This is a genomic window from Acetobacterium bakii (genome assembly GCF_001263355.1).
GTDB lineage: Bacteria > Bacillota > Clostridia > Eubacteriales > Eubacteriaceae > Acetobacterium > Acetobacterium bakii.
In genome coordinates, this window is record NZ_LGYO01000026.1 from 1 (window position 1) to 26,355 (window position 26,355).

At 38.7% G+C, this 26,355-nt stretch carries 24 protein-coding genes and 2 riboswitches; of the genes, 23 read left to right on the plus strand and 1 reads right to left on the minus strand.

What is annotated here, in order from left to right; all coding sequences use genetic code 11:
• The first annotated feature begins 409 nt into the window (after window positions 1-409).
• Window positions 410-2,176: a putative bifunctional diguanylate cyclase/phosphodiesterase gene (locus AKG39_RS10560; protein WP_050740362.1), complete on the plus strand. Its 1,767-nt coding sequence runs from the start codon at window positions 410-412 to the stop codon at window positions 2,174-2,176.
• A 169-nt stretch (window positions 2,177-2,345) separates the two neighbouring features.
• A complete protein-coding gene (locus AKG39_RS10565; RefSeq protein ID WP_050740363.1) occupies window positions 2,346-2,771 on the plus strand; it encodes a VOC family protein in 426 nt (141 codons plus the stop codon).
• A 125-nt stretch (window positions 2,772-2,896) separates the two neighbouring features.
• Here AKG39_RS10565 and AKG39_RS10570 read toward each other — a convergent pair whose 3' ends face one another.
• Window positions 2,897-5,167 carry a methyl-accepting chemotaxis protein gene (locus tag AKG39_RS10570; RefSeq protein ID WP_479714962.1) on the minus strand — a complete coding sequence of 757 codons (2,271 nt, stop codon included), beginning with the start codon at window positions 5,165-5,167 and terminating at the stop codon, window positions 2,897-2,899.
• A gap of 812 nt (window positions 5,168-5,979) precedes the next feature.
• Window positions 5,980-6,062: riboswitch (cyclic di-GMP riboswitch) on the plus strand.
• An 80-nt stretch (window positions 6,063-6,142) separates the two neighbouring features.
• Window positions 6,143-6,228, plus strand: a riboswitch (cyclic di-GMP riboswitch).
• 85 nt (window positions 6,229-6,313) lie between these two features.
• Between AKG39_RS10570 and AKG39_RS10575 the strand changes: the two genes are divergently transcribed.
• From AKG39_RS10575 to frr, 21 genes are all read left to right on the plus strand, one after another.
• On the plus strand, window positions 6,314-7,000 hold the full coding sequence (locus AKG39_RS10575) for a prepilin peptidase (RefSeq protein ID WP_050740365.1): 687 nt from the start codon (window positions 6,314-6,316) through the stop codon (window positions 6,998-7,000).
• Window positions 7,001-7,055: 55 nt separating this feature from the next.
• Complete coding sequence (locus AKG39_RS19765) at window positions 7,056-7,211, plus strand: Flp family type IVb pilin (RefSeq protein WP_115028085.1); 156 nt, start codon at window positions 7,056-7,058, stop codon at window positions 7,209-7,211.
• 187 nt (window positions 7,212-7,398) lie between these two features.
• A complete protein-coding gene (locus AKG39_RS10580; RefSeq protein ID WP_050740366.1) occupies window positions 7,399-7,794 on the plus strand; it encodes a TadE/TadG family type IV pilus assembly protein in 396 nt (131 codons plus the stop codon).
• A gap of 3 nt (window positions 7,795-7,797) precedes the next feature.
• On the plus strand, window positions 7,798-8,958 hold the full coding sequence (locus tag AKG39_RS10585) for a pilus assembly protein TadG-related protein (protein WP_050740367.1): 1,161 nt from the start codon (window positions 7,798-7,800) through the stop codon (window positions 8,956-8,958).
• Between the two features lie 94 nt (window positions 8,959-9,052).
• Window positions 9,053-9,712, plus strand: a complete 660-nt coding sequence (cpaB, locus tag AKG39_RS10590; RefSeq protein WP_050740368.1) for a Flp pilus assembly protein CpaB — start codon at window positions 9,053-9,055, stop codon at window positions 9,710-9,712.
• 70 nt (window positions 9,713-9,782) lie between these two features.
• Window positions 9,783-10,925 (plus strand): CpaE/TadZ family protein, encoded by a 1,143-nt coding sequence (locus AKG39_RS10595; protein WP_050740369.1) that lies wholly within the window; start codon window positions 9,783-9,785, stop codon window positions 10,923-10,925.
• A gap of 34 nt (window positions 10,926-10,959) precedes the next feature.
• On the plus strand, window positions 10,960-12,303 hold the full coding sequence (locus AKG39_RS10600; RefSeq protein ID WP_050740370.1) for a TadA family conjugal transfer-associated ATPase: 1,344 nt from the start codon (window positions 10,960-10,962) through the stop codon (window positions 12,301-12,303).
• 23 nt (window positions 12,304-12,326) lie between these two features.
• Entirely contained in the window at window positions 12,327-13,268 is a 942-nt protein-coding gene (locus AKG39_RS10605) for a type II secretion system F family protein (protein WP_050740371.1), read from the plus strand.
• Window positions 13,269-13,287: 19 nt separating this feature from the next.
• Entirely contained in the window at window positions 13,288-14,211 is a 924-nt protein-coding gene (locus tag AKG39_RS10610; RefSeq protein ID WP_050740372.1) for a type II secretion system F family protein, read from the plus strand.
• A gap of 1 nt (window position 14,212) precedes the next feature.
• A complete protein-coding gene (locus tag AKG39_RS10615) occupies window positions 14,213-14,563 on the plus strand; it encodes a DUF192 domain-containing protein (protein WP_050740373.1) in 351 nt (116 codons plus the stop codon).
• 82 nt (window positions 14,564-14,645) lie between these two features.
• The gene (locus tag AKG39_RS10620; protein ID WP_050740374.1) at window positions 14,646-15,575 is read left to right on the plus strand and encodes a hypothetical protein; all 930 of its coding nucleotides are present in this window, start codon (window positions 14,646-14,648) and stop codon (window positions 15,573-15,575) included.
• Window positions 15,576-15,869: 294 nt separating this feature from the next.
• Entirely contained in the window at window positions 15,870-16,733 is an 864-nt protein-coding gene (locus AKG39_RS10625; RefSeq protein ID WP_050740375.1) for a universal stress protein, read from the plus strand.
• A 177-nt stretch (window positions 16,734-16,910) separates the two neighbouring features.
• Window positions 16,911-17,741, plus strand: a complete 831-nt coding sequence (locus AKG39_RS10630; RefSeq protein WP_050740376.1) for an ABC transporter substrate-binding protein — start codon at window positions 16,911-16,913, stop codon at window positions 17,739-17,741.
• A gap of 134 nt (window positions 17,742-17,875) precedes the next feature.
• Entirely contained in the window at window positions 17,876-18,976 is a 1,101-nt protein-coding gene (dprA, locus tag AKG39_RS10635) for a DNA-processing protein DprA (protein ID WP_050740377.1), read from the plus strand.
• Between the two features lie 118 nt (window positions 18,977-19,094).
• Window positions 19,095-21,158 (plus strand): type I DNA topoisomerase, encoded by a 2,064-nt coding sequence (gene topA, locus AKG39_RS10640; RefSeq protein ID WP_050740378.1) that lies wholly within the window; start codon window positions 19,095-19,097, stop codon window positions 21,156-21,158.
• Between the two features lie 67 nt (window positions 21,159-21,225).
• Window positions 21,226-21,756: an ATP-dependent protease subunit HslV gene (gene hslV, locus AKG39_RS10645; protein ID WP_050740379.1), complete on the plus strand. Its 531-nt coding sequence runs from the start codon at window positions 21,226-21,228 to the stop codon at window positions 21,754-21,756.
• Between the two features lie 16 nt (window positions 21,757-21,772).
• Window positions 21,773-23,179 carry an ATP-dependent protease ATPase subunit HslU gene (gene hslU / locus AKG39_RS10650; RefSeq protein ID WP_050740380.1) on the plus strand — a complete coding sequence of 469 codons (1,407 nt, stop codon included), beginning with the start codon at window positions 21,773-21,775 and terminating at the stop codon, window positions 23,177-23,179.
• A 150-nt stretch (window positions 23,180-23,329) separates the two neighbouring features.
• A complete protein-coding gene (gene rpsB, locus AKG39_RS10655; protein WP_050740381.1) occupies window positions 23,330-24,154 on the plus strand; it encodes a 30S ribosomal protein S2 in 825 nt (274 codons plus the stop codon).
• A 29-nt stretch (window positions 24,155-24,183) separates the two neighbouring features.
• A complete protein-coding gene (gene tsf / locus AKG39_RS10660; RefSeq protein WP_341408215.1) occupies window positions 24,184-24,828 on the plus strand; it encodes a translation elongation factor Ts in 645 nt (214 codons plus the stop codon).
• Window positions 24,829-24,931: 103 nt separating this feature from the next.
• Complete coding sequence (pyrH, locus tag AKG39_RS10665; RefSeq protein WP_050740383.1) at window positions 24,932-25,642, plus strand: UMP kinase; 711 nt, start codon at window positions 24,932-24,934, stop codon at window positions 25,640-25,642.
• A 3-nt stretch (window positions 25,643-25,645) separates the two neighbouring features.
• Window positions 25,646-26,203, plus strand: a complete 558-nt coding sequence (gene frr, locus AKG39_RS10670; protein ID WP_050740384.1) for a ribosome recycling factor — start codon at window positions 25,646-25,648, stop codon at window positions 26,201-26,203.
• The last annotated feature ends 152 nt before the right edge of the window (window positions 26,204-26,355 follow it).

Consider the following 26,355-nt stretch of genomic DNA (forward strand, 5'->3'; position numbering starts at 1 on the left):
ATTATCTTACCAAACACAGGCTAACGCTCAATCAGAGAATTAGAATATTTAAAAAAGGCAACAATTAATACAGCAATGTATAACTAATTGTCTAAATAACGGCAAATGGAAATGAATTGCTGCATAAAAAATTGCGATTTATTATGCAGAAAAATTAAGTGCTCTAAACATGATAGACAAGTTTGTTGTGTTTTATTGGAGAAGTGTATATAATAGATCAAAATTGCATTTGATAGTCAATAAATTATTTTCTAATAAACTAAAAGCAAACAGCAATTCTCTTACAAAGTAGTATGATAACACCTAGGTATAATTCTTTTTTTGAGTAAAGAGAATTATACATGTATTTTGATTCTAATTACTGATGAATTTGTTGAGTTGCAATAAATTGAATGAAAGGCGGAAACATATGAATTATTCAGAATTTTCAAGAGAACAGCTTACTGAAAGAATTACAGAGCTGGAAATGTTTAATAATGAACTTCTATCAGAAAAAGCTCAGGAGACGTCGCTTGACTTTGCATGGTCAGGAAATTTAGGACACTGGTATTGGAATATAAAAACGGATACGGTTGTTTTTAATGAATTAAAGGTAACAACTCTTGGTTATACTATGGAAGAGCTCCCTAAAAGTGTTGGCCGCCATTTTTTTACAGATAAAATTCACCCGGATGATTTTGAGAAAACCATGGATGCTATGACTTTGCACATGCAGGGAAAAGTCAGTGTTTGGGAAGCTGAATACCGTATTCAGGCTAAAGACAAGAGCTGGCGATGGTATTATGACCGAGGAAAGATAACTCAAAAAGATGCAAACGGAAAGCCTGCATTTGCGTCCGGAATTGTTTTTGACATAACGAAACGAAAAAAACAGGAGCTTCGTTTAAAGAAAGAAAATCAGAATATTCATATTGATAAATTAACGAATATTTCAAATGTAGATACCTTTAAAATTAAAGCTAAAAAGATAATCAAAGATAATTTAAATCAGTATGCTTTTATTTTAATCGATGTCGATAAGTTTAGAATAGTCAATGAACTTTTTGGTCATATCCAGGGTGATTTTCTTTTAAAACATATAGCTAAAGTATTAACACTGCATACCTATGAAGATGAAATTTGTGCTCGAATTACTGGTGATAAATTTCATATGCTTCTTAAGTATCAATCTATAGAGGAATTTACGAAAAAAATGGAGAAAATTATAGCTGATATCTTGAATTTTAATTTTGGTGATGGTTCAAATTTCAATTTGGTTGTATGTATTGGTGTTTTTGTAATTGAGGATGATATTTCCATTGCTGTAATGGCTGACCGGGCAAGTCTTGCCGCTAATATGATTAAAGGGAAACATATTAGTTCATATTTTTTCTACAAAGATGAAATGCGCAATCTGATCATCAAAGAAGGCGAAATCGAAAACGAAATGCATGAAGCCCTTAAAAATAACGAATTCAAAATATTTTTGCAACCTAAATTTGATTTTATGACCGGAAAGATATCGGGTGCGGAAGCTCTGATTCGTTGGGAACATCCGATCAAAGGGATGATTCCTCCGAATGAGTTCATATCTATTTTTGAAAAAAATGGCTTTGTCACAAAAATAGATATGTATGTATTTGAGGAAATGTGCAAAAAACAGGAGAAGTGGACAAAAGAAGGCCGGCTTCCCATGGTAATATCCATAAACCAGTCAAGGCTGCATCTTTTAAACCCTGGATATGTTGATATGTTACTATCAATTGTTAAAAAGTATGATATTAAGCCCGCCGTTCTTGAATTAGAGCTAACTGAAAGTGCATTTTCCCTAAATATGAACATCATACTTGATATCACCAGAAGACTTCACAATGCCGGTTTTAGAATTTCCATTGACGATTTTGGTTCCGGTTACTCATCTTTAAATATGCTAAAAGATGTTTCAATTGATGTTGTAAAAATTGATCGAGAATTCTTTAACGAATCTTCAAGTACCGCCCGTGGAAAAATGGTCATAAAAAGCATTGTGACAATGGCCAAGGATTTAGGAATGCAAACAGTGGCTGAAGGAGTTGAAACAAATGAGCAGGTTAAGTTTCTTCGTGAAATTGGCTGTGACTTAGCCCAGGGAAACTTCTATGCGAAACCCATGTCGATACCAGATTTCAACGCCTTGTTTAAAGCTCAATTAGAATGATGTTTCGGTGTTTCAAATAAAACATCTTTACTGGATGAAGGTGCGGGTTATAACTGCACCTTTTTTTAATTTTTTGCAAATGATTAAAAGAAAAAGGAATGGGTATATATTTTATTGTAATGAAAATAAGGGTCCATTGTGTAATTAATTGATTTTTAAGGAGACAGAAATGAAGATACTACCGTACATTCTTTTTAATGGTAATTGTCGAGAGGCTGTGTCGTTCTATGCGGAAGTTTTTGGCTCGCCGAATGCAGACGTCATAACTAATAAAGAAATAGTCTCAAATGCTGAGTCAGAAATAGAAAAAGATGATAAACAATTTGTGATGCATTCGAAACGGATCATTAATGAAGCAAATGTGATGTTTTCGGATCTTGTTCCGGGAATGGCCTTTATTGAGGGAAATAATGTTACACTAATCATAATAAGTGATGAGATGGAAGAAATTAAAGACGTATATTTTAAACTAAAAGAGGGCGGAACGGTGGACAAAGAACTCCAGAAAACTTTCTGGTCCAAAGCCTACTGCTCTATGAGAGATCGGTTTGGCATTGGTTGGCAGATGAGTTTTGAAAAAGGGGTAAATGGATAATTAGTTTAAATGCTATATTTTTCATCATTCATTGTAATTGGACAACAAACAAATAGTCCTTTCAAATTCGTATGAAAAACGAATTTGAAAGGACTATTTTTATATGAGGTTTTTAATTTTAATGATTAGTACTTATCCATTTCCATAACATCGAGTACAATTCTTGGTTTTGATGAAGGATTATTATTTTCTTTCGATTTTCGAGGGATCAATTCATTCATAACCCTGCCGGAGTCGATTTTAAGTTTAAATGAATCTACCCTTAGTTTGAGCATTTCAGCCTGGCTTGAAAGTTCCTCACTGGATGCGGCACTTTCTTCTGCGGTAGCGGAATTGGTTTGAACTACTTGAGAAACTTGTTCGATCCCCTGGGTAATTTGGGCAATTTCTGAAGCCTGGTCATTGGAGGCCTGGGAAATGTTGCTGACCAAACCTGCAACTTTCTCAATTTGATTGAGAATTTCTTTTAAGCTTTCAGCAGTTTCATCAGCGATCTTTGTTCCGTGTTCTGCTTTGCCGATGGAGCTTTCAATTAGACCGGTTGTTGACCGGGCGGCTTCAGCACTTCGGGCTGCAAGGCTGCGAACTTCTTCTGCGACCACTGCAAAACCTTTCCCATGCTGGCCGGCCCGTGCAGCTTCTACCGCGGCATTAAGGGCTAAAATATTCGTTTGGAAAGCAATATCATCAATGACTTTAATGATTTTCGAGATATTTTTAGAAGAATCATTGATTTCGACCATTGCGGTAACCATTTCTTCCATTTGAGTATTGCCCAGCTCAGCACTTTTACCAACCTCGATCGCCAGTTCATTGGCCTGGTTGGCATTTAAAGCATTTCTTTTGGTTTCCGCAGCGACCTCTTCAATGGAAGCAGTAAGTTCTTCAATGGAACTGGCCTGCTCGGTTGTTCCCTGGGCAAGAGCCTGTCCAGCAGCAGATATTTGTCGGGCTCCGGAATCCACTTGATTTGCCGATACATCAATGTCAGACATCACTTCGCTTAAATGTGTGGTAATGCCGTTTATGGCAAGTTTGATATTAACAAAATCACCATGATAATAGGAGCTGATTTCCTGGCTTAGATCGCCTTCACCGATTCGTTCCAATGTGCTTGTAATTTCAGACACATAACGTTTTAAAAAGCTGATGGTTTGGTTCATGTCATCTTTAATTTTACCATGGTGGCCCTTGAAGTCGCCTTCCATGGTAATGTTCAGGTTACCTTTTGCCAGCTCCTTTAATGCTCCTGAAGCGGCCTTTATGGGTTCAATAACCACATCCAGGGTTTGGTTAAAACCTTCTATGACCTTTGCATATTCCCCGGGGAACCTGGTAACGTCCCCGCGGTGGTTCAAGTCGCCGTCAACAGCAATATGGGCCATTTCATCGGCTTCATCGACCAATGATTGGATGTTTTCAATCATGTTTATTAAGCTTGGGATAAACTCATCTTCATCACAGCGCTTTCCGATTTTATGAAGCTCTTCGTGATCGCTCATGTCACCGGTGGAAACATGATTGACAATGGAAAGAATATAGTTGAGTTTCCAGTGCATCTCATTGACCGATTCTGCAAGTTCACCGAATACACCTAAGTAGTTGCCTTCCATTTTGGCAGCAAAATCATTGATGAACAATTGGTGTATTACGGTTTTTGTTTCGGTTAGGGCCCCAAGACCGTCAATGCAGGAATTGATGTTGTTTTTAAGGTCATTGAAATCCCCGTTGTAATCTGTTGTAATCTTTGGCGGAATTCTTCCATTTCCAATTCTTTCGATGGCCTTATTTGCAACTTTCAAGGGTTTGACAAATGAATCAATCACGGCATTTAAACCGACAATAAAGGCTTGAAAGGATCCCGGATAGCCATTGGTATCTTTTCTAAAGTCCAACCGTCCTTCAGTGGCTGCGGTGCTGGTTTCGTTGATGCCGTCACAGATTTTATTTAATTCGGCTACCATTGCAATCATGGAATAGGAAAGCTCATCCATATCTGATTGTGGTTTGATTTCCACGGTGAAATCACCCTCAGATAAACGCTGAGCAACCTGTGCATGAAGGTTATAGTTTCTAACAATTTTTTCAAAGGCGGTAGCCAACTCCCCAATTTCATCGTTGGTGGTGATCTCAACCTCCACGTTTACGTCGCCAAGAGCTATTTGTTTAGCTGCTTCTTTAAGCTTAATAAGAGGTCGGGTAATGCTTTTTGCCATAATGTAAGCTGCAGTACCGCCGATTAAAAGAATAACCAGTGAAATTAATAGTATGATGGTGGATGATCCTAAATTAATGGCGATGACCCCCAATGCCAACACTGTAACCCCAAGAAGCGCTATGATAAACACCAACAACTTGGTGGACAAATGTAATTTTAATTGTCCTTTGCCGCTGATATCACCACTGTTTCCGTTTTTAAAATTTTTGATCATGAAGTAACCCCTTTCAAAATGTTGTTTGATTTGTCATTTAAAATAAATTCTACGCAATTGATTTCAATTTTCACACAATATGAATTCATGAAGAATTTACAAAATGCCATCTGTATTATAACGTTTTCATAAATAAAAATCTACTCATATTTTGCAAACAATTACACTTTCTTTCTTTAAAACACTTAAAAAGATTGTATATAAAAGAAGAGATAAAACAGCTGTTTTTTAGATTAAATATTACTGCAAAAAGTATGGCACAATTCTGTAAAAATTGATGAAATTAAAGGATCGTGTTTTTCAAATGATTAGTCAAAAATCGAATGGTTTCATTGCATATCGTCAAAAATAAAGAGGAAATAACAAAATTTTATAAATTAGCTGAAAGCTATGAACTTATAAAATAGTAAATGCAAAAACAAATAAAATGATTTTGTGGTAATTTATTTTTGGGTGCGTTTTCATAACTTTAAATTGTCAAACTTTGTGTGTGTGAATGCATATTCTTTTAATGGTGATGATCATATTACAGACACTGACTAAAATGAATAAATACAGATTAAGGTGCGTATAATGCTATTTTAGGCGAGATAAAAACCATGTTGACTTAAAAATAGAATTATCTTGATGATTGCAGAAAAAACACTATTATAGCTTAAAAAGAAATGATAATTAATCAATTCATATTTTTATAGCAAAAAAATACAAATAATTACTTGTTTAAAACGAAAAATTCTTGTTGACAGATAGAAAATAATGCATTAGTATTGAGAAAACAGAATATTCAGCAAACTTATCGAAAGGTAAGGACGCAAAGCTATAGGGTCTAAGTATTTTTATATGACTGCCAGTTGCAAATAATGGACATCACTATGATGCCTTTAGTGCAACGATGAATTCGTTGTTTTTTTATACACAAAATCCTGAATTTTCAAAAAATTAAATATTTGGCATACTCTCCGAAAGGTGAGGACGCAAAGCTATAGGGTCTAAATAATTTTATTATATGACAGCCAGTTGCGAATAACGGACATCAAATGATGTCTTAAAAGCGACGCGCAAAACGTTGCTTTTTTTATTGAAAAAATTCAGAAAGGGAGGTATGAGCAGATGACAACAGATTATGCAGTAATCATGGTACTTGGTTTTGTCACCGGATTGATAATGGAAAAAGCATCAGGGATCTTAATCAGCAATCGCGTGAATACTTTTGCAATCCCTGAATTTTTGGGAAGAATCCGAAAATCTTTAATGTGGGCAACACTTAATGCGTTTAGTTGGTTATTCGTTATTGGAATAATCGGTCTTAACCCCCAATCCATGGAAACGATTTTAATTATCTCGGTCTGTATCGTTCTATCCATGGTGGATATGAGCATCAGGAAAATACCAAACGAATTAATACTCCTGACAATCATCATCGGAACAAGCTTTGTTATAACAGGTCATGAGCTGGGAAATATTGGTATGAACCTTATGGGTTTCGCCGTCGGGTTTATCCTGTTTTTACTCCCGGCATATATTGGCAGGGGCGCCGGCTGGGGAGACGTCAAGTATGCCGCGGCGGTCGGGTTTTGCCTGGGAGTTTATGGATTTTTAACTGCCATCATCATTATGTCATTCATATTGCTAATTTGCACCGCCTATATTATCCTCACCGGCAAGGGGAATTTAAAATCAAAAATCGCGCTGGGACCATTTATGGCATTTGGTTTTGTGTCAGTGCTCATTATAAATATCATCAACGGTCAATATTTATTGTTTGACCTGGGTCGCTTAATCAATGGATCGATTTAAATGGAATGATAAAGTTCTCGGACTTTACATATAAAAAATGAGAAGGAGAAATGAAATGAAAAACATGTTAGCACAGATCATCAGAGAAGAAGACGGACAGGGTATGGTGGAGTACGGGTTGATCATTGCTGGGGTTGCCTTAGCAGCCGTAGTGGCAATTGCGATTTTAAGACCACAGCTAGAAACTTTGTTTACTGCTCTTCCGGTTTAACAGTTCATCGGCATACGTTTAAAACACTGTGGCATATTGGCTGCGTCAGAGTAGATTTTTCTGCCAGACGCCGCCAATATGCCTTTTTCAATCTCAGACTACAATTAATAATTGTAAGAATCTTAAATTTGTAGATTAATCCGTCTAAAATGAGGATAGGGTAGGCAACAGCCCGTAAGGAGGCCATATGTTTTCATATTTAATCAGAAAATTTAAAAAAGAGGAAGGTCAGGCGGTGGTTGAACTTGCCCTAACATTGCCGATTCTGATTATGATTCTGTGCGCCATAGTTGATTTTGGGTGGATTTTTAATAACCAGATTATGATTGACAACTGTTCTCGAGAAGGAGCAAGATATGCGATTGTGCACTCAACTGAAACCATTGCCTCAATAAAAGGTTATACAAGATCCGTTGCACCAGCCTATTTAACCGATGTTTTGACAATCAATGTTATTTATGACAGTGGAAATGTGACTGTGGATGTTAATGGAGGTGTGGATGTGCTGACACCCTTAGCTGGAGTATTTACCCAGGGACAAACACTCGATTTAAGTTCATCATGCACAATGAAGGTGGAATAGCATATGAAGCATAAATTGATTAAAATAATTAAAAGTGGAATATTTAAGAAAATTAAAAACGAAGAATCCGGAACTATTGTTATTATAGTAGCGTTGGCAATGGTCGTTATTCTTGGATTTGCTGCTCTAGTTATTGATGTCGGGAGAGTTTCTGTTGAAAAGAGTCAGCTGCAAAATGCAATCGATGCTGCCTGTCTTGCCGGTGCCCAGGATTTGCCGGATACTCTAGCAGCTAAAGCAACAGCCTACGAATATATCGCATTAAATGGGTATCAAAATTCTGATGTTTCAGTGCCTGTTTTCTCTAATTCCAATCAAACCATCAGTATCACCGGATCTAAAAATGTGGAATATACTTTTGCAAAAATACTGGGCTTTGATAGTGCAACGATTGAGCCTTTTGCAGCTGCAACAAAAGAAGGTTTGGGGGCAGCATTTGGATATACGCTTTTTTCAGGAAGTCCCAGTTATACATTATCAATCAATGGAAGCAACCAGCATATCAAAGGAAATGCTCACAGCAATTATAAATTCAGTATAAACGGTTCAAATCAAACCATCATCGGGTCTAGTGAAGCGGTTTCGCAATTTAGTATTAATGGTTCCAATATAAACATCAGTAAGATCTGTCAGGGGTCCTCAATAACAATAAACGGAAGCGATATTAATATTGGGAGTCAAATCATCAGCCCTGCTTCGCTTGTTGCCATGCCGGATTTTTCGGAAATAATAAAAAGTCAGGCTGAAGCAGCCGGACAGTATTATACAGTCAATAAGACTTTTAATGGCAGCAATATGACTGTTGATGACTCAATCTATGTTGATGGCAATGTAACAATAAATGGCAGTAACTTCATTGGAAAAGGTTGTATTCTGGCAACCGGAAATTTGACATTCAATGGCAGTAACTTAACAAATGCAACTGGCGATGCAGTTTGCTTTTATTCAAAAAATGGAAATATAACTATAAATGGCTCAAGTCAGGGTCTATGCGGTATTATTTATGCTCCAAATGGAACAATTACTTTAAATGGAAGCAATCAAACTGTTAATGGTAGAGTAATTGGAAATAAAGTTTTAATTAATGGGAGTAATACACGAATCATTGGCGGGACAAATGAGCTTTTAAGTGTTCCGGCAAGTTCGGTCAGACTTACTAAATAAGCAATTGTCGAGAGGATATCTGTTCAATACTGGGGTCTAAAAAGACAATAGTATACTAATAACTTGAAGCATCATTGAGGAATTGGAGAAAACAATGAAAAAACTAATATTAATAGCCCTGGTCGTTTCGGTGATCCTGGGATTTGGAGTCTATTCCTTTGCAATTGACCTGGAATACAGATTTAATGCAGAAACAGTGTCGATCGTAGTAGCTCTTGAAAAAATACCTAAAAGCACCATTATTCAACCCAATATGATTACCGTCAAACAGTTCCCTGCAGAAGCCCTTCATGAGCTGGCAACCGGTAATCCTGAAGATATCATCGGGCGTATTACACTGGAAAGCATAGAAGCCAATGAACCGATTCTATCCACCCGATTAATTGATTCAAGCCAGGATAATAACGGCTTATCATTTTCCATCCCCCAGGACTATCGAGCGATCACCATTCAAACCGATGAAGTATCTGGGGTAGCCGGTTATATCAATATCGGTGATCGGGTTGATATTCTGGCAGTAATACTAAGCGGAACGGCGGTGGTCTCTCAAACCGTCGAAGAATATCTGGAAGTTGTTCAAGTGAGCGCAAATAACAGCGATGACGCAGAAGGACAAGGTACCGCTGTTACGGTTTTAGTGCCGGATCATGATGTATTGAAAGTCACCTATGCTTTATCTGAAGGAAAATACCGGTTGGCTTTGCGTTCGGTTGTTGATTCGGCAATTGATAATCCTACATCCTATAGCCAATAGCTCTTTAACAAAAGAGTATTGGCTGTAGGAAGTTTTATGTACCAGTCTATTCTAAAAGGAGAAAGAATACATGGAAAAAATTAAAGTGATGATCATCGGAAACAACGATAATCGGATATATGAAATAAAAAGCCTCCTTGTAAATGATGTCATCGCACTGGTTGGATTTTCAAAGCTGGGAGAAGCGGCACTGGAAAAGACGCTCAGTTTAAATCCCCAAGTCATCCTCATCCAGTGCGATGAGGATGGTACAGAAGCAATTAGCATGGCAGAAAAAATTTATATTAAATTGCCGGGAGCCAATGTAATTTTCCTGTGTGACCAGCTGAGCGTTGCCATTATTGACAAGGCCATGTTTGCAGGAGTACGAAAGGTGTTACCCTTTCCGGTGGATGCTCTAGAGTTAATAGCGAACATTGAACTCGTAAATCATGTGGAAAAATCCAGATCCGAAAATTCCAACCAGGTGGCTGCCAATATGGAATCCAAGGTGGTCACCATTTTTGGAGCCAAAGGTGGCATTGGCAAAACTACCATTGCCGTAAATGTTGGGGTCACCCTGGCTAAAATAGGGAAAAAGGTCATCATGATTGACGCCAATCTTCAATTTGGGGATGTGAATGTATTTTTCGACGTGGATTCGAAATACACCATTTCGGATCTCACCCAGGGCCGGGATTCAGGTGACATTGATGCCATTAAACGATGCATCGTGCTTCACTACAGCGGCGTGAGCATTCTATGTGCCCCCAAAAGTCCAGAATACGCTGAATATGTTTCAGTAAAAAATCTGGAAACCATCATTAATACGCTTAGACCCTTCTATGACTATATTATCATCGATACCCCGCCGGCTTTCAGTGATATGACCATGTGTGCCATTGAAAATGCCAATCTGGTCCTGATGATTTCAGAACCGGATATTTCAACCCTGCGCAATACTAAGATAAGTCTGGGCATTTTAGATTCGTTACTGCAACGAGACAAAATAGAAATTGTGATTAATCGGGTAGCCAATGGCATGATTACATTAAAAGATATTCAGCGGGTGTTGGGTGTTCCCATTAAAAACAAGATATCCCTGGACTTGAAAACAGCACTTATCTGCCATAACAAAGGAGTTCCCATGGTCATTGAGGCACCAAGAAATCCCATGGCCCAGGATCTTGCGAAACTTGGGAAAAATATTGCAGAGTTGATTAATAAAAAATAAATAAACATCAGATTCATACAAGGAGGAATAAAACATGGGGCTTCTGGATAAGTTAGCGCAGCAACGGCTGGGTCAGCAGAGTGTAAATGAAGAGGATGGTAAAAAGGATGCACCCTATGTTGATATATACTCGGATTTGAAAAATAGAATTCATCAGGAAGTGATTGATGAAATAAATAAAAACCATTTGGGCACCGATGGCGAAGAGAATGCGGATGGCATCCAAAAGACCATTGAGGAAATAATGGATCTTGAGGCGACTCATATTAATCGGGTTGATAAAGCGAAGATTTCCGAAGATTTGCTCAATGATATTGTCGGCTACGGTCCATTGGAAGTGCTTTTGAAGGATTCTAATATTTCGGAAATTATGGTGAATGGACCCAACCGGGTATACATAGAAAAACACGGGAAAATCGAGTTGTCCGAGGTTGTATTTAAGGATGACGACCATGTCATGAATATCATTGACCGCATCGTATCATCGGTGGGGCGGCATATTGACGAATCCAGCCCCATGGTTGATGCCAGATTACAGGATGGCTCCCGGGTAAATGCCATTATTCCGCCGCTTTCATTGGTGGGGCCAATTATCACCATCAGAAAGTTTTCAAAAAAACCGATTTCTGTTGAGCAGCTATTGGATTTTGGATCGATGTCACAAAAAATGATCGCTTTTTTAGAAGCCTGTGTCAAGGGAAAACTCAATATTATTGTTTCCGGCGGAACCGGCAGCGGCAAAACCACTACCCTTAATGTGTTATCCGGTTTTATTCCCGAGAATGAACGGATCATTACCATTGAAGATGCCGCTGAACTGCAATTATTCCAGGACCATTTAATAACGTTGGAAAGTCGTCCCTCCAATTTGGAAGGAAAAGGGCGCATTTCTATCCGCGATCTGGTGATCAACGCACTGAGAATGCGGCCGGACAGAATTATTGTAGGCGAGGTACGCTCCACCGAAACCATTGATATGCTCCAGGCAATGAATACCGGTCATGACGGATCCCTTACCACCATTCACGCCAATACCCCAAGGGATGCCATGTCCCGTATTGAAACCATGGTGCTGATGTCGGGAGTGGATTTGCCGCTTCGGGCCATTCGCGACCAAACCACTTCGGCCCTGGATCTTATTGTTCAGCAGTCCCGGCTCCGGGATGGCACCCGTAAGGTTGTGAGCATCACCGAGGTGATCGGCATGGAAGGCGATATTGTGGTGATGCAGGAACTTTATAAATATGAAATGTCCGGTCAGATGGACAGCGAAGGAAAATTCAAAGGCCGGTTTAGAAGCATGGGCATCCGCCCCCGGTGTGTTGAAAAAATCATCCATAATGGTGTGATGGTTAATGACGACTGGTTTAATGAATAAGCGGATCGGGAGGCCTAAATAAAATGAATGCACTTTTAATCACAATTCTGTTTGCGGCCGGGGTCTTTGTGATAGCATTGGCAGTATTATTAATGGTTACCAAAGATAAACGTCAAGTTCTGAAAAGAATGAATGCCATGGCAGCCGTGAGCCCCAGTGAGCGGTTGAAATTAAAAAAACGAAAAGATAAGCAAAGCGGAAAAACGGATACCAGAGTTAAAGTGCTGAAAGGCCTGGCCAATGATTTGACGATGTCCGGGGTTTTAATCAGGCCGTCGGAGTTTTTGATTATTTGGATAATCGCTGCGTTGGTGCCGGCCTGCCTGCTCTTATTACTGGGTCAAAACATTGTGGCGGCCATTGGTGCAACGATCATCGGTATCGTTTTACCGCCTTTTTATGTCCATACCAAACATGTGAAACGGGTTGAGCTCTTTGAAGAGCAGCTGGTGGACGCCCTTGGGATTATCTGCAGCAGTTTAAAAGCGGGTCTTACCTTTCAACAGGCACTGGTGAGTATTGCCAATGAAATGCCCAACCCCATATCCGAAGAATTCAGCCGGGTTGCCCGGGAATTGAAACTGGGAATACCACTGGAAAAATCACTGACCAACCTTTCGGAAAAAATAAACAGCAAAAATTTTATGATGATCGTTTCCGCCATTCTGATTCAGCGTCAAACCGGTGGTAATTTATCCGAAATACTCTACAATATCGCAGAAACCATTAAGGAACGCTTTAAACTAAAAAGCGAAATTAAGGTATTGACAACCACCGCCCGAACATCGGGAATAATTGTGGGTTTGCTGCCGGTTTTTGTACTCCTGATCTTCATGTTGTTGAATCCGGAATATGTGCTGATTTTCTTTAAATCGAATCTGGGAATTACCATGCTGGTGATGGGTGTGGCTATGGAAATCATCGGCTATCTCTTTATCAGAAAAATTGTCAATATAAAATTCTAAGAAAGGAAGGGTGAATTTCATGACGGCATTTATCTTCTGTACATCCTTATCCGCATTTATTGTAATCATGTCAGTTTTTTATAAACCCGCGAAAACCGCCGATAATAAACGAAAAAGATTAAATGCAATTAAAAAAATCGATCAGGTTCAGTTGGACGAAGCCTTGGAAAAACCCTTTTTTCAGCGAATTATTGTCCCTTTTTTTACGGCTTTGGTTAAAAAGGTCTCTAACCTTCTGCCAAAAAATAAAGGAAGTGATAAAAATCGAAAAACAGAAAAGAATTTAAAACTGGCTGGGCTTAATATTAGAATGAATGAGTATAATGCCATAAGATTGATTTTTTCTGGAGGGGTGACTGTCGCTATGTTTTTTGTGACCGCCTTGTTATCTCTTGATTTTCCTGTGAAATTTCTCATTCTGCTGGTAACATTATTGGGTTCGGTCATTGGACCCAATATATTTTTGAAACTTAGAATCAGCGGGCGAAAAGAAGACCTCCGAAACCAGCTGCCGGATGTGATGGATCTGCTCTGCGTTTCCATGGAAGCCGGGCTTGGATTTGATGCCGCACTGATTAAAATAGGCGAGCGGCTCCAGGGGGTATTAGTGGATGAGCTTAACCTTGTCCATTCTGAAATCAGCTTAGGCAAGCCGCGGCGAGATGCCCTGAGAAGTCTTTCGGAACGAAACCCGGTGGATGAACTTACCACCTTTGCAGCTTCGATAATCCAGGCCGAAAAATTGGGGATTCCCATTAAAAATGCGTTGGTTATCCAGGCCCAGGAGCTGCGGATAAAAAGACGGCAGCGGGCGGAAGAAAAGGCCATGAAAGCCCCGGTGAAGATGTTGATTCCGTTGGTTATCTTTGTTTTGCCGGTGCTGTTTATTGTATTGCTCGGTCCAACCATTTTACAAGTGATCGACCAGTTTGGAGGCATTTAAGATGAAAATGTGCAAAGCATTAAAAAATGGAGCGGTGCTGGCTGATGAGATAAGAATTGCAGACCATTTTTTTCAAAGGCTGGTTGGTCTTCTGAAGGATAAAACGCTATCCCCAAATCAGGGTCTGTTATTGAATCGGTGCAGGCAAGTGCATACCATTGGCATGAAGTTCCCCATTGATGTAATCTTTTTATCCGAGGACGGAGAGGTTCTGCTAATTCAAAACGATATGAGAAGCGGTCAGATCAGTCCCACAGTGAAAGGGGCATTCTGGTGCTTGGAACTTATGTCAGGGACTGTACAAAAGCAGGGGCTAGCCCTTCATGATCAGGTCGCATTTCAAAGTCTATAATAGGTAATTACACAATTGCTCGTAAAGCTAATCGCACTTTCGTGATTACTTAAAAGACCATATAAACAAGGAGGAAACTAAAATGACTGAAAAGTTAGCACAAATCAGTTTGAACGAATTAAGGGATGATACCATAAATTCCACTAGTGAAGTTATTTTTGGAAAAAAAGTACTGGGCGGCTACAATACCAAGGAAGTGTCGGAATATATTAAATTACTCAAAGAGAGTTTGAATAATGCCGAATATTCTTTTAGAAACAGATTGGAGGAATATGCCGGGATGACTGCCATGCTTAAAGAAGAACGGGATAAATATATGATCTTATTCAAGGAATCTGAAAGTACTAATTTCGAAATGCAGCAACGCATTATAACCTTAATCAAAGATAATGACGCTTTGAGTATCAAGATTCAGGGCATGTCAAATGCAGTTGTCTTTCCCAATGAACTCCAGAAATGTGAAAAAATCAGATTGGAAAATTTAGAGCTTCAAAATCAGATCGCAGAGTATAAGAAATATAAACTGGAAAGCATTGAACTTAAAAATCAACTCGATGAACTTAAATCAATGGTGGTGGATATTAATTCAGAAATAGAAAATTACGCTAAGAATGAAGTTTCTAAGGAACAATATGAAACACTTGTTGCTGAAAATCAACGATTGAAACAGGAAAAAGAGATCGAAGCTCTTGAAAAAGCCAAGATTTCAGAAGAAAGAAATACGCTTTTGGAGGAGAATAGAAAGCAATCAGTGAACATCCGCGAAATCAATGAAGAGAATAACACATTACGAAGTATGAATACAATGACGAAAATGAAAACATCAAAAATGATGGCGGAATTTGAAACCAGGGCCAATGAATGCGCTGAAAATCACAGGAGAAACATTGATCAGATTAGTGAAAACATCAAAAATACTTTAAATATTCTGCATCGTGAAAATGGCAATATTAAAAACTTAATCAGCCTGCCCTATGAAGAATACGTTTTTGAATTGGAATCAGATAATTAAATAATGAGTTTCATTTAAATAAAATAGGATTTTAATAACATTAGTTTATGGGCGCTTGCACCATAAGGTGCACCACCGAATAGATTATTTGTCATAAATTGTTGTGATGAAGATATCATTGCTTTGGCTATAAGCTTAAACGTCTTGCACTTAGGTGTTGGACGTTTTTATTATTAACAGTCAGGTATTCAAAAGGATCAGAAAATAAAAAGCTGGGGAAAAGTTTGACAGTCGATTTTTAGGATATATTAATTATAGAAAATAAATTAATGGATAGCAGAGAGGAGACTTATTATGTTTGATAAAATTCTTATTGTCTCAGAGATCTCAACAGCGTCGGCAGAAATGATAAAGTGTGTGGAAGACTTGAGGAAACTAGGAACAAAAGAATGCTTGCTGGCCCAAATCTTTAATCCCGGAGATATTGAAGCAGGCGTTTCGGACTATTTAAGATCCATCTTTGAAGAAAATCTTAAAAAACAAAAGGAAACCTTGGAAAATGAGGATTACAAGGTGGAATCCATGATTATTTCAGGAAACTTTAAAAATGAAATCAACCGGTTGGCCACTGAAGAAGGCTGCTCGCTGATTGTAGTTGGAGGGGAAAAACATACCTTGGTTGGGGCCCTGCTTTTCGGAGGAATTGCCTATGATGTGCTCTATGGGGCAAAACTGCCGGTGCTTCTTATAAGACCGTCTAAAAAGTCCAAGCTGGAACTTGAAAAATGCCAAATCACAGATCATGTTTTATTTCCAACGGATTTTTCCGACAATGCAGACGTCGCTTTCGATTATGTGAAGGACATGGTTAAGGCCGGTGTGAGCAAGGTGACCATGTTACATGTGCAGGATCAATTTATGATTAATCCCTATCTTTTGCATCGACTTGTGGAATTTAATGAGGTTGATAAGGAACGGCTTCAAAATTATAAAGACGAATTATTGGCTATGGGAAAAATAGAAGTTGATATGCGTATTTCATTTGGATCACCGACATCGGAAATACTGAGTTTCATCGATGCTGAAAAGATTCCGCTGGTGGTTATGGGGACCCAGGGCAGAGGTTATATTAAGGAAGTATTTTTAGGAAGTGTGAGCCATAATATATCCAGACACGCCTCGGCCTCTGTTTTGCTCATACCCGGTCATCGAAAATAAACAGTTGGCAATCTAGAATTGCTGGATATGAGGCTTAAATAAAAGTTCGGTGATAGGGCGTTTTTCATATTAAGATTGACATTCATTGGGTTGCTTTAAGTGCATAAAGCGCAAAGAAACCTTGTATTTTTATGCATGCCATTATATAATAATCACAAAGTGAATAAGGAGGAAGAAATGAAAAGAAAAAGTTTAGTGTTACTGCTTCTTGTTTTTATCGGGGTTGTATTTGTTTTTTCGGGATGTTCAAACAGTACGAGCCAAACCGAAGAGGACCCCCTGGCAGATGGGGTTTTAACAGCGGGAACCAACGATATGTACCTGCCATTGGAATTCCGGGATGAGAACAATGTGTTGGTTGGTTTTGATATTGACTTAGGCCAGGCCATTGCCGATGAACTCGGGGTGAAAATTGAATGGGTTCCCACCGCCTGGGATGGTATTTTCAACGGACTGAATGCCAAACAATATGATGTTGTATTATCTGGAACGAGTATTACGCCTGATCGGATCGAAGGCTTTAATATGTCTGATCCTTATATTGCAAATGGCATTATCATCGTTTCGCGCAAGGATGCCACACCTGCGTTAACGCCAAAAGATTTAGCTGGAAAAACAGTGGGGGTTCAAATCGAAACCACTGCCGACTATGCGGCGGAAGCGCTGAAAACACAGGAAAACGTCGATTATACCGTGAATAAATATGATGGCATGCTGGATGCTTTTGCCGCCCTTGAAGGCAAGCAAATCGACAATATTTTGACAGATATCAGTGTAGCCCAGTTTTATACATCCCTTAAACCCGATGTCTATGCGGTGACCTCTGATGTATTGTCCAATGAACCGATTGGAATCACCATGCGTAAGTCGGATACCGCTTTCGCTGAAAAAATCAATGGCGTATTGGATACCTTGAGAGAAAATGGGAAATTAACCGAGTTATCTATGAAATGGTTTGGTGAAGATGTAACCCAAAACATTGATACGAATTTAAAAATTATCGAATAAATAAATGAGCAAGAAGTCCTGATGATTCAAACAAAATGTTTGATTATCAGGATTTTTTTAGTTTAAAAGGGTTTCATTAATAAAAGGGAGTATGATATTATATTAAAAATGATTGTTGAGGAGAATGAATTTTAATGGATGAAAAATTATATTGGCTTTGGTTTATGGGTCTTGAAAAAATAACACTCAAACAAAAAAATATGATGCTTGATCGATTCAATTTTCCTAAAACCATATTCTCATTATCCCGGGAGTTAATGGAAAAAACCGGGATACTAAAAAAAAGCGGACTGGATTACTTTTCAAACGCACAAAATTTAGGAAAAGCCAGGGAATCCCTGGCTTTTATGGAAAGTCATCAAATTGACATCATCACCCGGGATTCACAGTACTTTCCGGAGTCGTTAAACAATATCTATATGCCGCCGCTTGGCTTTTTTGCAAAAGGTGATCTTGCATTGCTGAAAAACAGATTAACCCTTGGCATTGTCGGTTCAAGAAACCCAACCATTCAGGGCGAAAAATACGCCAGGGGGTTTGCCCAGGCCATGGCAGCTGTGGGGATCACCATTATCAGTGGGATGGCTGCCGGTATTGATGGCGAAAGTCACTGGGGGAGCCTTAATGAACTCGGTAATACCATTGGTGTTTTAGGCACCGGTGTTGACCAATGCTACCCCAGATCAAATCAAAAAATTTATGATTTGATGTCTGAAAAAGCGTTGCTGATCAGTGAGTTTTATCTGGGCGAAAAGGCCTTGCCCTTTCATTTTCCCCTTAGAAATCGTATTATCAGCGGATTATCCCAGGGGGTTTTGATTATTGAGGCAAGGAAAAAAAGCGGGTCCCTGATTACGGCAAATCATGCCCTGGAACAAGGTAAAAATGTGTATGTTATTCCCGGGGATATCAGTTCTAAGCAATGGGCCGGCGGAAACCAGTTATTAAAGGAAGGTGCCATGCTCGTCACTGAGCCACGGGATATTTTGGAAGATTATGTTATTCCCGGAAAATCATTATCAATGGAAAAAAGTTTTTCACCGGAAATACCGGAAAAGACATTAAGTGATGTGGATGAAAAAAAGCTGTATCAGCTTATCAGAAAAGGATATACAACCATTGATCAACTTGTTTTAATTTCGGGATTGCCCGTAAATCAGGTCAATAGCGTGTTAACAATGATGGAAATTGATGAAGTTATAAAAATCAATTATGGAAATATAATGCTTATTTAAGGTGGCTGGGTTATATTCTTTGACATCACATTGAAATAAGTGGTTTTCTTTGCTATAATGTGGCTGTTTCTGTGTAAGCACCGCAATTAACAACAATAAAAAATAAAGGAGGCATTCAATGACTAAAACTTTAGTAATTGTTGAATCACCGGCAAAAGCAAAAACGATTAAGAAATATTTGCCAAAAGGATATGAAGTTGAGGCGACTATGGGACATGTCATCGATCTTCCCAAAAGTCGGATCGGCATTGATATAGAAAATGAATTTACACCGGAATATATTAAAATTCGTGGTAAGGCAACACTTCTGAAAAGTCTGAAAAAAGCTGCCAGCAAAGCGGATATTGTGTATTTAGCAACTGACCCTGATAGGGAGGGAGAAGCAATCTCCTGGCATATGGCAAATTTTTTGGAAATTGATTTAAATACCAAATGCCGTATTGAGTTTCACGAAATTACGAAAAAAGCGGTCAATGCGGCCATTGACAATAAACGCAATATTGATATCGACTTAGTTAACTCTCAGCAGGCACGGCGTATTCTTGACCGACTGGTTGGGTATTCCCTGAGTCCTTTTTTGTGGAAAAAAGTAAAAAAAGGATTAAGTGGGGGACGGGTTCAGTCTGTTGTCACCCGAATCATCGTCGATCGTGAAGAGGAAATTGCGGCATTTATTCCCGAAGAATATTGGAATCTGGAATTATTATTAAAAAAATTAGATGATGATAAACAGTTTATTTCGAAATTTTACTCAGAAGATGGAAAGAAGAAGACCGTTCCAAACGCCGAAGAAGCCATTCGTTTGGAAAAAATTGTTTCCGAAAATCCGATACTTGTCGATAAGGTGAAAAAACGGGTTCGCAATCAAAAACCCCAATTACCTTTTACCACCAGTACTTTACAGCAGGAGGCTTATAAAACGCTTGGCTTTACCACCCAACGGACAATGCGATTAGCTCAGCAACTTTATGAAGGTGTGGATATTGCAGGCACCGGGTTAACCGGTCTGATTACCTATCTTAGAACGGATTCAACACGTATTTCAGACGAAGCGGTTCAGGAGTGTATAGCATATATTGAAGATCACTTTGGTAAAGACTATCTTGGACATCAAAAAAAGACTGTTAAAAAGAAAAACGTTCAGGATGCCCATGAAGCCATTCGACCATCATCGGTTGGTATTACACCGGAAATTGCAAAATCATCCCTGGAAGCGGATCAATATAAGCTTTACAAACTCATCTGGGATCGACTTCTGAGCAGTCAAATGGCGGATGCCCAATTTTATGTTACAGATGTTGATGTGGCCTGCGGCAATCTGATCTTTAAAACAAAGGGTGAAATACAAAAATTTGATGGTTTTACTCGAATCGGAAAAAGTCAAAACAAAAATGATGACAGTATCCTGCCTGAATTGGTTGAAGGGGAACCTTTGGAACGAATTAAAACCACTAAGGAACAAAAGTATACCAAGCCGCCGGCCCGGTACACCGAAGCTTCTTTGGTCAAAATTTTAGAAGAAAAAGGCATCGGCCGACCAAGCACCTATGCCCCAACCATTGCCACCATAAAGAATCGGGACTATGTCGAGGTCGAGGATAAGCATTTCAAGCCAACCGAACTCGGTGTAACCGTAACGACATTAATGAAAGAATACTTCAGCGATGTGGTGAATATTTCATTTACAGCTGAAATGGAAGACAAACTTGATATTGTAGCAGAAGGTGAACTCGACTGGATTGAGGTACTTAAGAATTTTTATGTGGGATTTGGGAAAGAACTCAAAAACGCCCAGGAAAATGCTGAAGCAGTGAATATTCCTGATCCTGAGTCTGATGTGGATTGTGAATTATGTGGACGGCGAATGGTCATTAAAAAAGGTAAGTTCGGACGATTTCTGGCCTGTCCGGGATTTCCCGAGTGTAAAAACACCAAACCTTTTTTTGAAAAAACCGGAGGCCTCTGCCCCAAATGCGGTGGCGAAATTGTTAAACGGATGTCAAAAACCGGACGGACTTTTTATTCATGCAGTAATTATCCCGATTGTGACTATATGAATTGGGATTTACCGATTCCTGATATTTGTCCGCAATGTGGGTCGACGCTGTTTCAAAAAGGATTGGGTAAACGAAAAAGTGTTTACTGTGACAAACAGGATTGTGAATATAAAAAAACAAATTAAGCTTTATACGTTAAAATAAAGAAAATCGTTTGATTTTGAAGATATCAAATAAGAAAGAGGGAAAATCATGTTTCATGCAACTACAATTGTTGGGATCCGACATAATGGGGAAGTTGCCATTGCTGGTGACGGACAGGTTACCATGGGGGAAACCACCATTATGAAAAACAAAGCAACGAAAATTAGAAGAATTTATCACGATCAAATATTAGTTGGTTTTGCCGGGTCAGTGGCAGACGCATTTACTCTATGTGAAAAATTTGAGCATAAAATTGAACAGTATAACGGCAATTTAAAACGAGCCGCTGTGGAATTGGCAAAGGAATGGCGTTCGGATAAGATTTTAAGAAAATTGGAAGCCTTACTTATTGTTATGGATAAGTCGGAAACGCTCATTTTGTCAGGTAATGGCGAAGTCATTGAACCCGATGATGACATTGCCGCCATTGGTTCAGGGGGATCCTATGCGCTTTCTGCTGCACGGGCTTTTAAAAGCCATTCGAATCTTACTGCCAAAGAAATGGTTTACGAATCATTGAAAATCGCATCTGAAATCTGTGTTTTTACTAACGACAATATTTCAGTTGAAGTATTGTAGAAATGGATGAATGGAAATGAAAGAATTAACACCAAGAAAAATTGTTGAGGAACTGAATCGTTATATCATCGGCCAGGATTCAGCTAAAAAAGCGGTCGCAGTTGCACTGAGAAATCGATACCGAAGAACTTTATTATCCGATGAGTTCAGAGAAGAATTCACTCCCAAAAATATTATTCTCATGGGACCTACCGGTGTTGGTAAAACAGAAATTGCAAGGCGAATGGCCAAGCTTGTTCGGGCGCCGTTTATTAAGGTTGAAGCCACCAAGTTTACCGAGGTTGGGTATGTGGGAAGAGATGTGGAATCCATGATCCGGGATCTGGTAACAACCGCCATCCGAAATGTGCAGCAGGAAAAAATGAAAGAAGTTTATGCGGAAGCGAAGGCGAATGTCAATAGTATTATTCTCAATATTTTAGTCCCTTCGAAGAAGAAAAAAGAAACCATCAAAAGTCCCTTTGATTTATTTATGAAGCCGACTCAACCGGTCGTCCCCAGTCAAAACGAAATTGACAGTGAAACCCAAAATGATCAGACCAAAAAAGAAAAGCGGGAAGCTTTATCAAAGGATCTTGAAGCAGGACTGCTGGAAAATGAAATCATTGAAATCGAAGTGGATGATGATGGTTCGAAATCCATTGGAATTATGCAGGGCATGAACAATGACAGCATGAGTATTAATATGAACGATATTCTAGGTGACTTTTTGCCGCAAAAGAAGAAAAAGAAAAAGGTCTCTGTTGCTGAGGCGCGAAAAATACTCATTAATCAGGAAGCCCAAAAACTCATTGATATGGACCAGGTACAAGAGATGGGGATTCGGGATGCCGAACAAAATGGCATCATATTCATTGATGAAATTGATAAAATCATCGGCAGTGGGAACAGTCAGGGACCGGATGTTTCAAGAGAAGGCGTGCAGCGGGACATCTTGCCCATTGTTGAGGGAAGTACTATCAATACAAAATACGGTCCGGTGAAAAGTGATTTCATTTTGTTTATTGGTGCCGGTGCTTTTCATGTTTCAAAAATATCTGATATGATCCCAGAGCTCCAGGGGCGTTTTCCCATTAGCGTACAACTGGATAGTCTTACTGAAAAAGACTTTATTGAAATCCTCACCCAAACTGAAAATTCGGTTATTAAGCAATATCAGGAACTTATTCGAACAGAAGACGTTGACTTGATTTTTGAAGAGGGTTCCATTGAACATATTGCAAAGATTGCCTTTTTGCAAAACGAAGAATCTGAAAATATTGGGGCACGACGTCTTCATACGGTCATGGAAAAGCTGCTTGAAGAAATATCGTTTTATGCTTCGGATTACGAACAGGAAACATTTTCAATCAATAAAGAATACATTGAACGAATATTTAAACTTTCGGATAAAACGGACAATTATCAAAAATATTTACTTTAAGCAAAAAAAAACTTGTATCTAGTATCGAGTTATGGTATTATTTCAAGGTATGTATTACACACATTCTCGGACAGGGATCGGGTGCCTGATTTCAGGTCGAATTTCTTGAGTGATGAGAGTGGAGGAAAAAAACCTAGGAGGAAAATTATTATGGCATGTGTTTCAATGAAACAATTACTGGAAGCTGGGGTGCACTTCGGGCATCAAACACGACGATGGAATCCAAAAATGGCTCCATACATTTTCACAGAAAGAAACGGAATCTATATTATTGATTTACAGCAAACTGTGAAAAGAATTGAAAAAGCGTATAATTTTGTTAAAGAATTATCTGCAAACGGAGAAGAAATTCTTTTTGTAGGAACAAAAAAACAAGCGCAAACCAGCATTGAAAGAGAAGCAAAACGTAGCGGAAGTTACTGTGTTAATCACCGTTGGTTAGGTGGAACCTTGACAAATTTTGGTACCATCAGCAAACGAATTGATAAATTACATGAATTAGAACAAATGGAAGAAGATGGCACCTTTGCACTTCTGCCTAAAAAAGAAGTCATTAAATTAAAACGTCTACGTGATAAATTACAAAAATTCCTGGGCGGCATTAAAGATATGAAGGGTGTTCCAGGCGCGATTTTTGTTATTGATACAAAAAAAGAAAGAATCGCTATTGCTGAAGCTAAAAAATTAGGTATTCCAATTATTGGAATCGTTGATACAAACTGCGATCCTGACGAAATTGATTATATCATTCCTGGTAACGATGATGCTATCCGTGCGGTTGCTTTGATTTTATCTGTTGTTTCAGATGCTATTATTGAAGGACGTCAGGGAGAACAACTTGAGGAAGTTGTTGAAGTTGCTCCAGTAGCCGTTGCAGCACCAGTAGCACCAGCTGCTTTAAACAACGAAGCCGTTGTGGAAGCTGTTGTTGAAACTGTTGTCGAAACTGTTGTTGTAGATACTATCGTAGAATAATTAAATAAATAATTACCAGGAGGATAAATGTGGACGCAAAATTAGTAAAAGAATTACGAGCTAAAAGCGGAGCCGGAATGATGGACTGCAAAAAAGCTTTGGTAGAAACTGATGGAAACATCGAAGAAGCAATGTCTTTTTTAAGAGAAAAAGGTTTGGCTGCGACGAATAAGAAATCAGGACGTATTGCAGCAGAAGGCATCGTTGAATCTTATATTCATATGGGTGGAAAAATCGGTGTATTAGTTGAAGTGAATGTTGAAACTGATTTTGTTGCTAAGACTGATGGATTTAAAACCTTCGTAAAAGATGTGGCAATGCACATTGCAGCAAGCAACCCCCTTTATATTTCAAAAGAAGAAGTTCCAGCCGGCGAAATCGAAAAAGAAAAAGAAATTCTTCGAGCCCAGGCTTTGAACGAAGGAAAGCCTGAAAAAATCGTTGATAAGATGGTTGAAGGCCGCATTAGTAAATTTTACAAAGAAATTTGTCTTTTAGAACAACCTTTTGTTAAAAATCCGGATTTAACCATTGAAGATTTGGTTAAAGAACAGATTATGACGATCGGAGAAAATGTTAAAATTAGACGATTTGCCCGTTTCCAAATGGGTGAAGGTTTAGAGAAAAAGACAGAAAACTTTGCTGAAGAAGTCGCAAAGCAATTAAAAGCATAGACATCAAAAAAAAGGACACATTCGTGTTCTTTTTTTACAGTTCATAACATTGTAAAATTAAAAAAATTAAGATATAATATGACACAGGAAAGGGGGAATATTTTTGGAACCGAAATATAAACGTGTAATTATTAAATTGAGCGGTGAAGCTCTGGCAGGACCTGATGGGCATGGCATAAACACTTCTACAGTCTTAACAATTTGCGAACAGATCAAAGAGGTTTTTGAACTGGGCGTTGAAATTGCTATTGTTGTTGGCGGAGGAAATTTCTGGCGGGGACGAAGTGGCGAAGGTATGGATAAATCCACTGCTGACTATATGGGAATGCTGGCAACAGTTATTAATGCTCTGGGTTTACAAGATGTTCTTGAAGAACTAGGAGTGCCCGTAAGAGTGCAAACAGCCATTGAAATGAAACAGATTGCAGAGCCCTATATTCGGCGAAAAGCTATTCGTCACCTGGAAAAGAGAAGAATTGTTATCTTTGCTTCAGGCATTGGAAGTCCTTTCTTTACTACGGATACAACAGCTGCCTTGAGAGCAGCAGAAATAGATGCAGAAATCATTCTGCTGGCAAAAAGTATTGATGCGGTTTACGATTCAGATCCTTTAACAAATCCGGAGGCTAAACGTTATTCGGAATTGACTTATATCGATGTATTGAATCAAGGATTAAAGGTGATGGATTCAACAGCAACATCATTATGTATGGACAATCATATTCCAATTTTAGTGTTTGGTTTAAATGAACCAAAAAATATTTTGCGCGCTATTATGGGCGAAAAAATCGGCACAATTATTCAGGAGGTGTAAATTATGGTAAATGAGATAAAAGCAACTGCAAATGATAAGATGAATAAAGCGCTGAACAATCTTAATGAGAGTTTGGGAAGCCTGCGGGCGGGAAGAGCAAACCCACGTATTCTTGATAAGGTTCTGGTAGACTATTACGGCTCTCCGACCGGGTTAAATCAGCTTGCAAGTATCAGTACACCTGAAGCAAGAATGATTGTTGTCCAGCCTTATGATGCCACAGCCATTCCGGCAATTGAAAAAGGAATTTTAAAATCCGATCTTGGATTTAATCCTTCCAATGATGGAAAAATTATCCGATTGCTTATCCCTCAACTTACAGAAGAGCGTCGAAAAGAATTGGTTAAGCTTGTTAAAAAATATGGTGAAGAATGCAAAGTCGCCATACGAAACATTCGTCGCCATGCAATTCAGGATTTAAAAGATAGCCAAAAAGAAGGATTGATCACCGAAGATGACCTGAAACAAGGTGAAAAAGAAATTCAAAAGGTTACGGACGATGAAATTAAAAACGTTGAACAAATTCTAAAAGATAAAGAAGCTGAAATCTTAGAAGTTTAGTCGTTTTGTGAGATATGAATTTATTAATTGTAAGAACAATTAAATAAAATTTCATTAAGAGTGGGGGAACCCACTCTTAAATATTTTTCTACCCCAGGGTTGATTGATAATATTTCATAGATAGGTAATTGCAAACTGCCGTGAGCTTCGCT

What these genes read in the sequence shown, in the direction of transcription:
- hslV (WP_050740379.1), top strand. Translation starts at nt 21,226, where the DNA reads ATGTTTCATGCAACTACAATTGTTGGGATCCGACATAATGGGGAAGTT.
- AKG39_RS10625 (WP_050740375.1), top strand. Translation starts at nt 15,870, where the DNA reads ATGTTTGATAAAATTCTTATTGTCTCAGAGATCTCAACAGCGTCGGCA.
- AKG39_RS10580 (WP_050740366.1), top strand. Translation starts at nt 7,399, where the DNA reads ATGTTTTCATATTTAATCAGAAAATTTAAAAAAGAGGAAGGTCAGGCG.
- AKG39_RS10600 (WP_050740370.1), top strand. Translation starts at nt 10,960, where the DNA reads ATGGGGCTTCTGGATAAGTTAGCGCAGCAACGGCTGGGTCAGCAGAGT.
- topA (WP_050740378.1), top strand. Translation starts at nt 19,095, where the DNA reads ATGACTAAAACTTTAGTAATTGTTGAATCACCGGCAAAAGCAAAAACG.
- AKG39_RS10630 (WP_050740376.1), top strand. Translation starts at nt 16,911, where the DNA reads ATGAAAAGAAAAAGTTTAGTGTTACTGCTTCTTGTTTTTATCGGGGTT.
- AKG39_RS10610 (WP_050740372.1), top strand. Translation starts at nt 13,288, where the DNA reads ATGACGGCATTTATCTTCTGTACATCCTTATCCGCATTTATTGTAATC.
- frr (WP_050740384.1), top strand. Translation starts at nt 25,646, where the DNA reads ATGGTAAATGAGATAAAAGCAACTGCAAATGATAAGATGAATAAAGCG.
- rpsB (WP_050740381.1), top strand. Translation starts at nt 23,330, where the DNA reads ATGGCATGTGTTTCAATGAAACAATTACTGGAAGCTGGGGTGCACTTC.
- dprA (WP_050740377.1), top strand. Translation starts at nt 17,876, where the DNA reads ATGGATGAAAAATTATATTGGCTTTGGTTTATGGGTCTTGAAAAAATA.
- AKG39_RS10615 (WP_050740373.1), top strand. Translation starts at nt 14,213, where the DNA reads ATGAAAATGTGCAAAGCATTAAAAAATGGAGCGGTGCTGGCTGATGAG.
- AKG39_RS10605 (WP_050740371.1), top strand. Translation starts at nt 12,327, where the DNA reads ATGAATGCACTTTTAATCACAATTCTGTTTGCGGCCGGGGTCTTTGTG.
- AKG39_RS10575 (WP_050740365.1), top strand. Translation starts at nt 6,314, where the DNA reads ATGACAACAGATTATGCAGTAATCATGGTACTTGGTTTTGTCACCGGA.
- AKG39_RS10595 (WP_050740369.1), top strand. Translation starts at nt 9,783, where the DNA reads ATGGAAAAAATTAAAGTGATGATCATCGGAAACAACGATAATCGGATA.
- AKG39_RS10620 (WP_050740374.1), top strand. Translation starts at nt 14,646, where the DNA reads ATGACTGAAAAGTTAGCACAAATCAGTTTGAACGAATTAAGGGATGAT.
- AKG39_RS10565 (WP_050740363.1), top strand. Translation starts at nt 2,346, where the DNA reads ATGAAGATACTACCGTACATTCTTTTTAATGGTAATTGTCGAGAGGCT.
- hslU (WP_050740380.1), top strand. Translation starts at nt 21,773, where the DNA reads ATGAAAGAATTAACACCAAGAAAAATTGTTGAGGAACTGAATCGTTAT.
- AKG39_RS19765 (WP_115028085.1), top strand. Translation starts at nt 7,056, where the DNA reads ATGAAAAACATGTTAGCACAGATCATCAGAGAAGAAGACGGACAGGGT.
- cpaB (WP_050740368.1), top strand. Translation starts at nt 9,053, where the DNA reads ATGAAAAAACTAATATTAATAGCCCTGGTCGTTTCGGTGATCCTGGGA.
- AKG39_RS10560 (WP_050740362.1), top strand. Translation starts at nt 410, where the DNA reads ATGAATTATTCAGAATTTTCAAGAGAACAGCTTACTGAAAGAATTACA.
- AKG39_RS10585 (WP_050740367.1), top strand. Translation starts at nt 7,798, where the DNA reads ATGAAGCATAAATTGATTAAAATAATTAAAAGTGGAATATTTAAGAAA.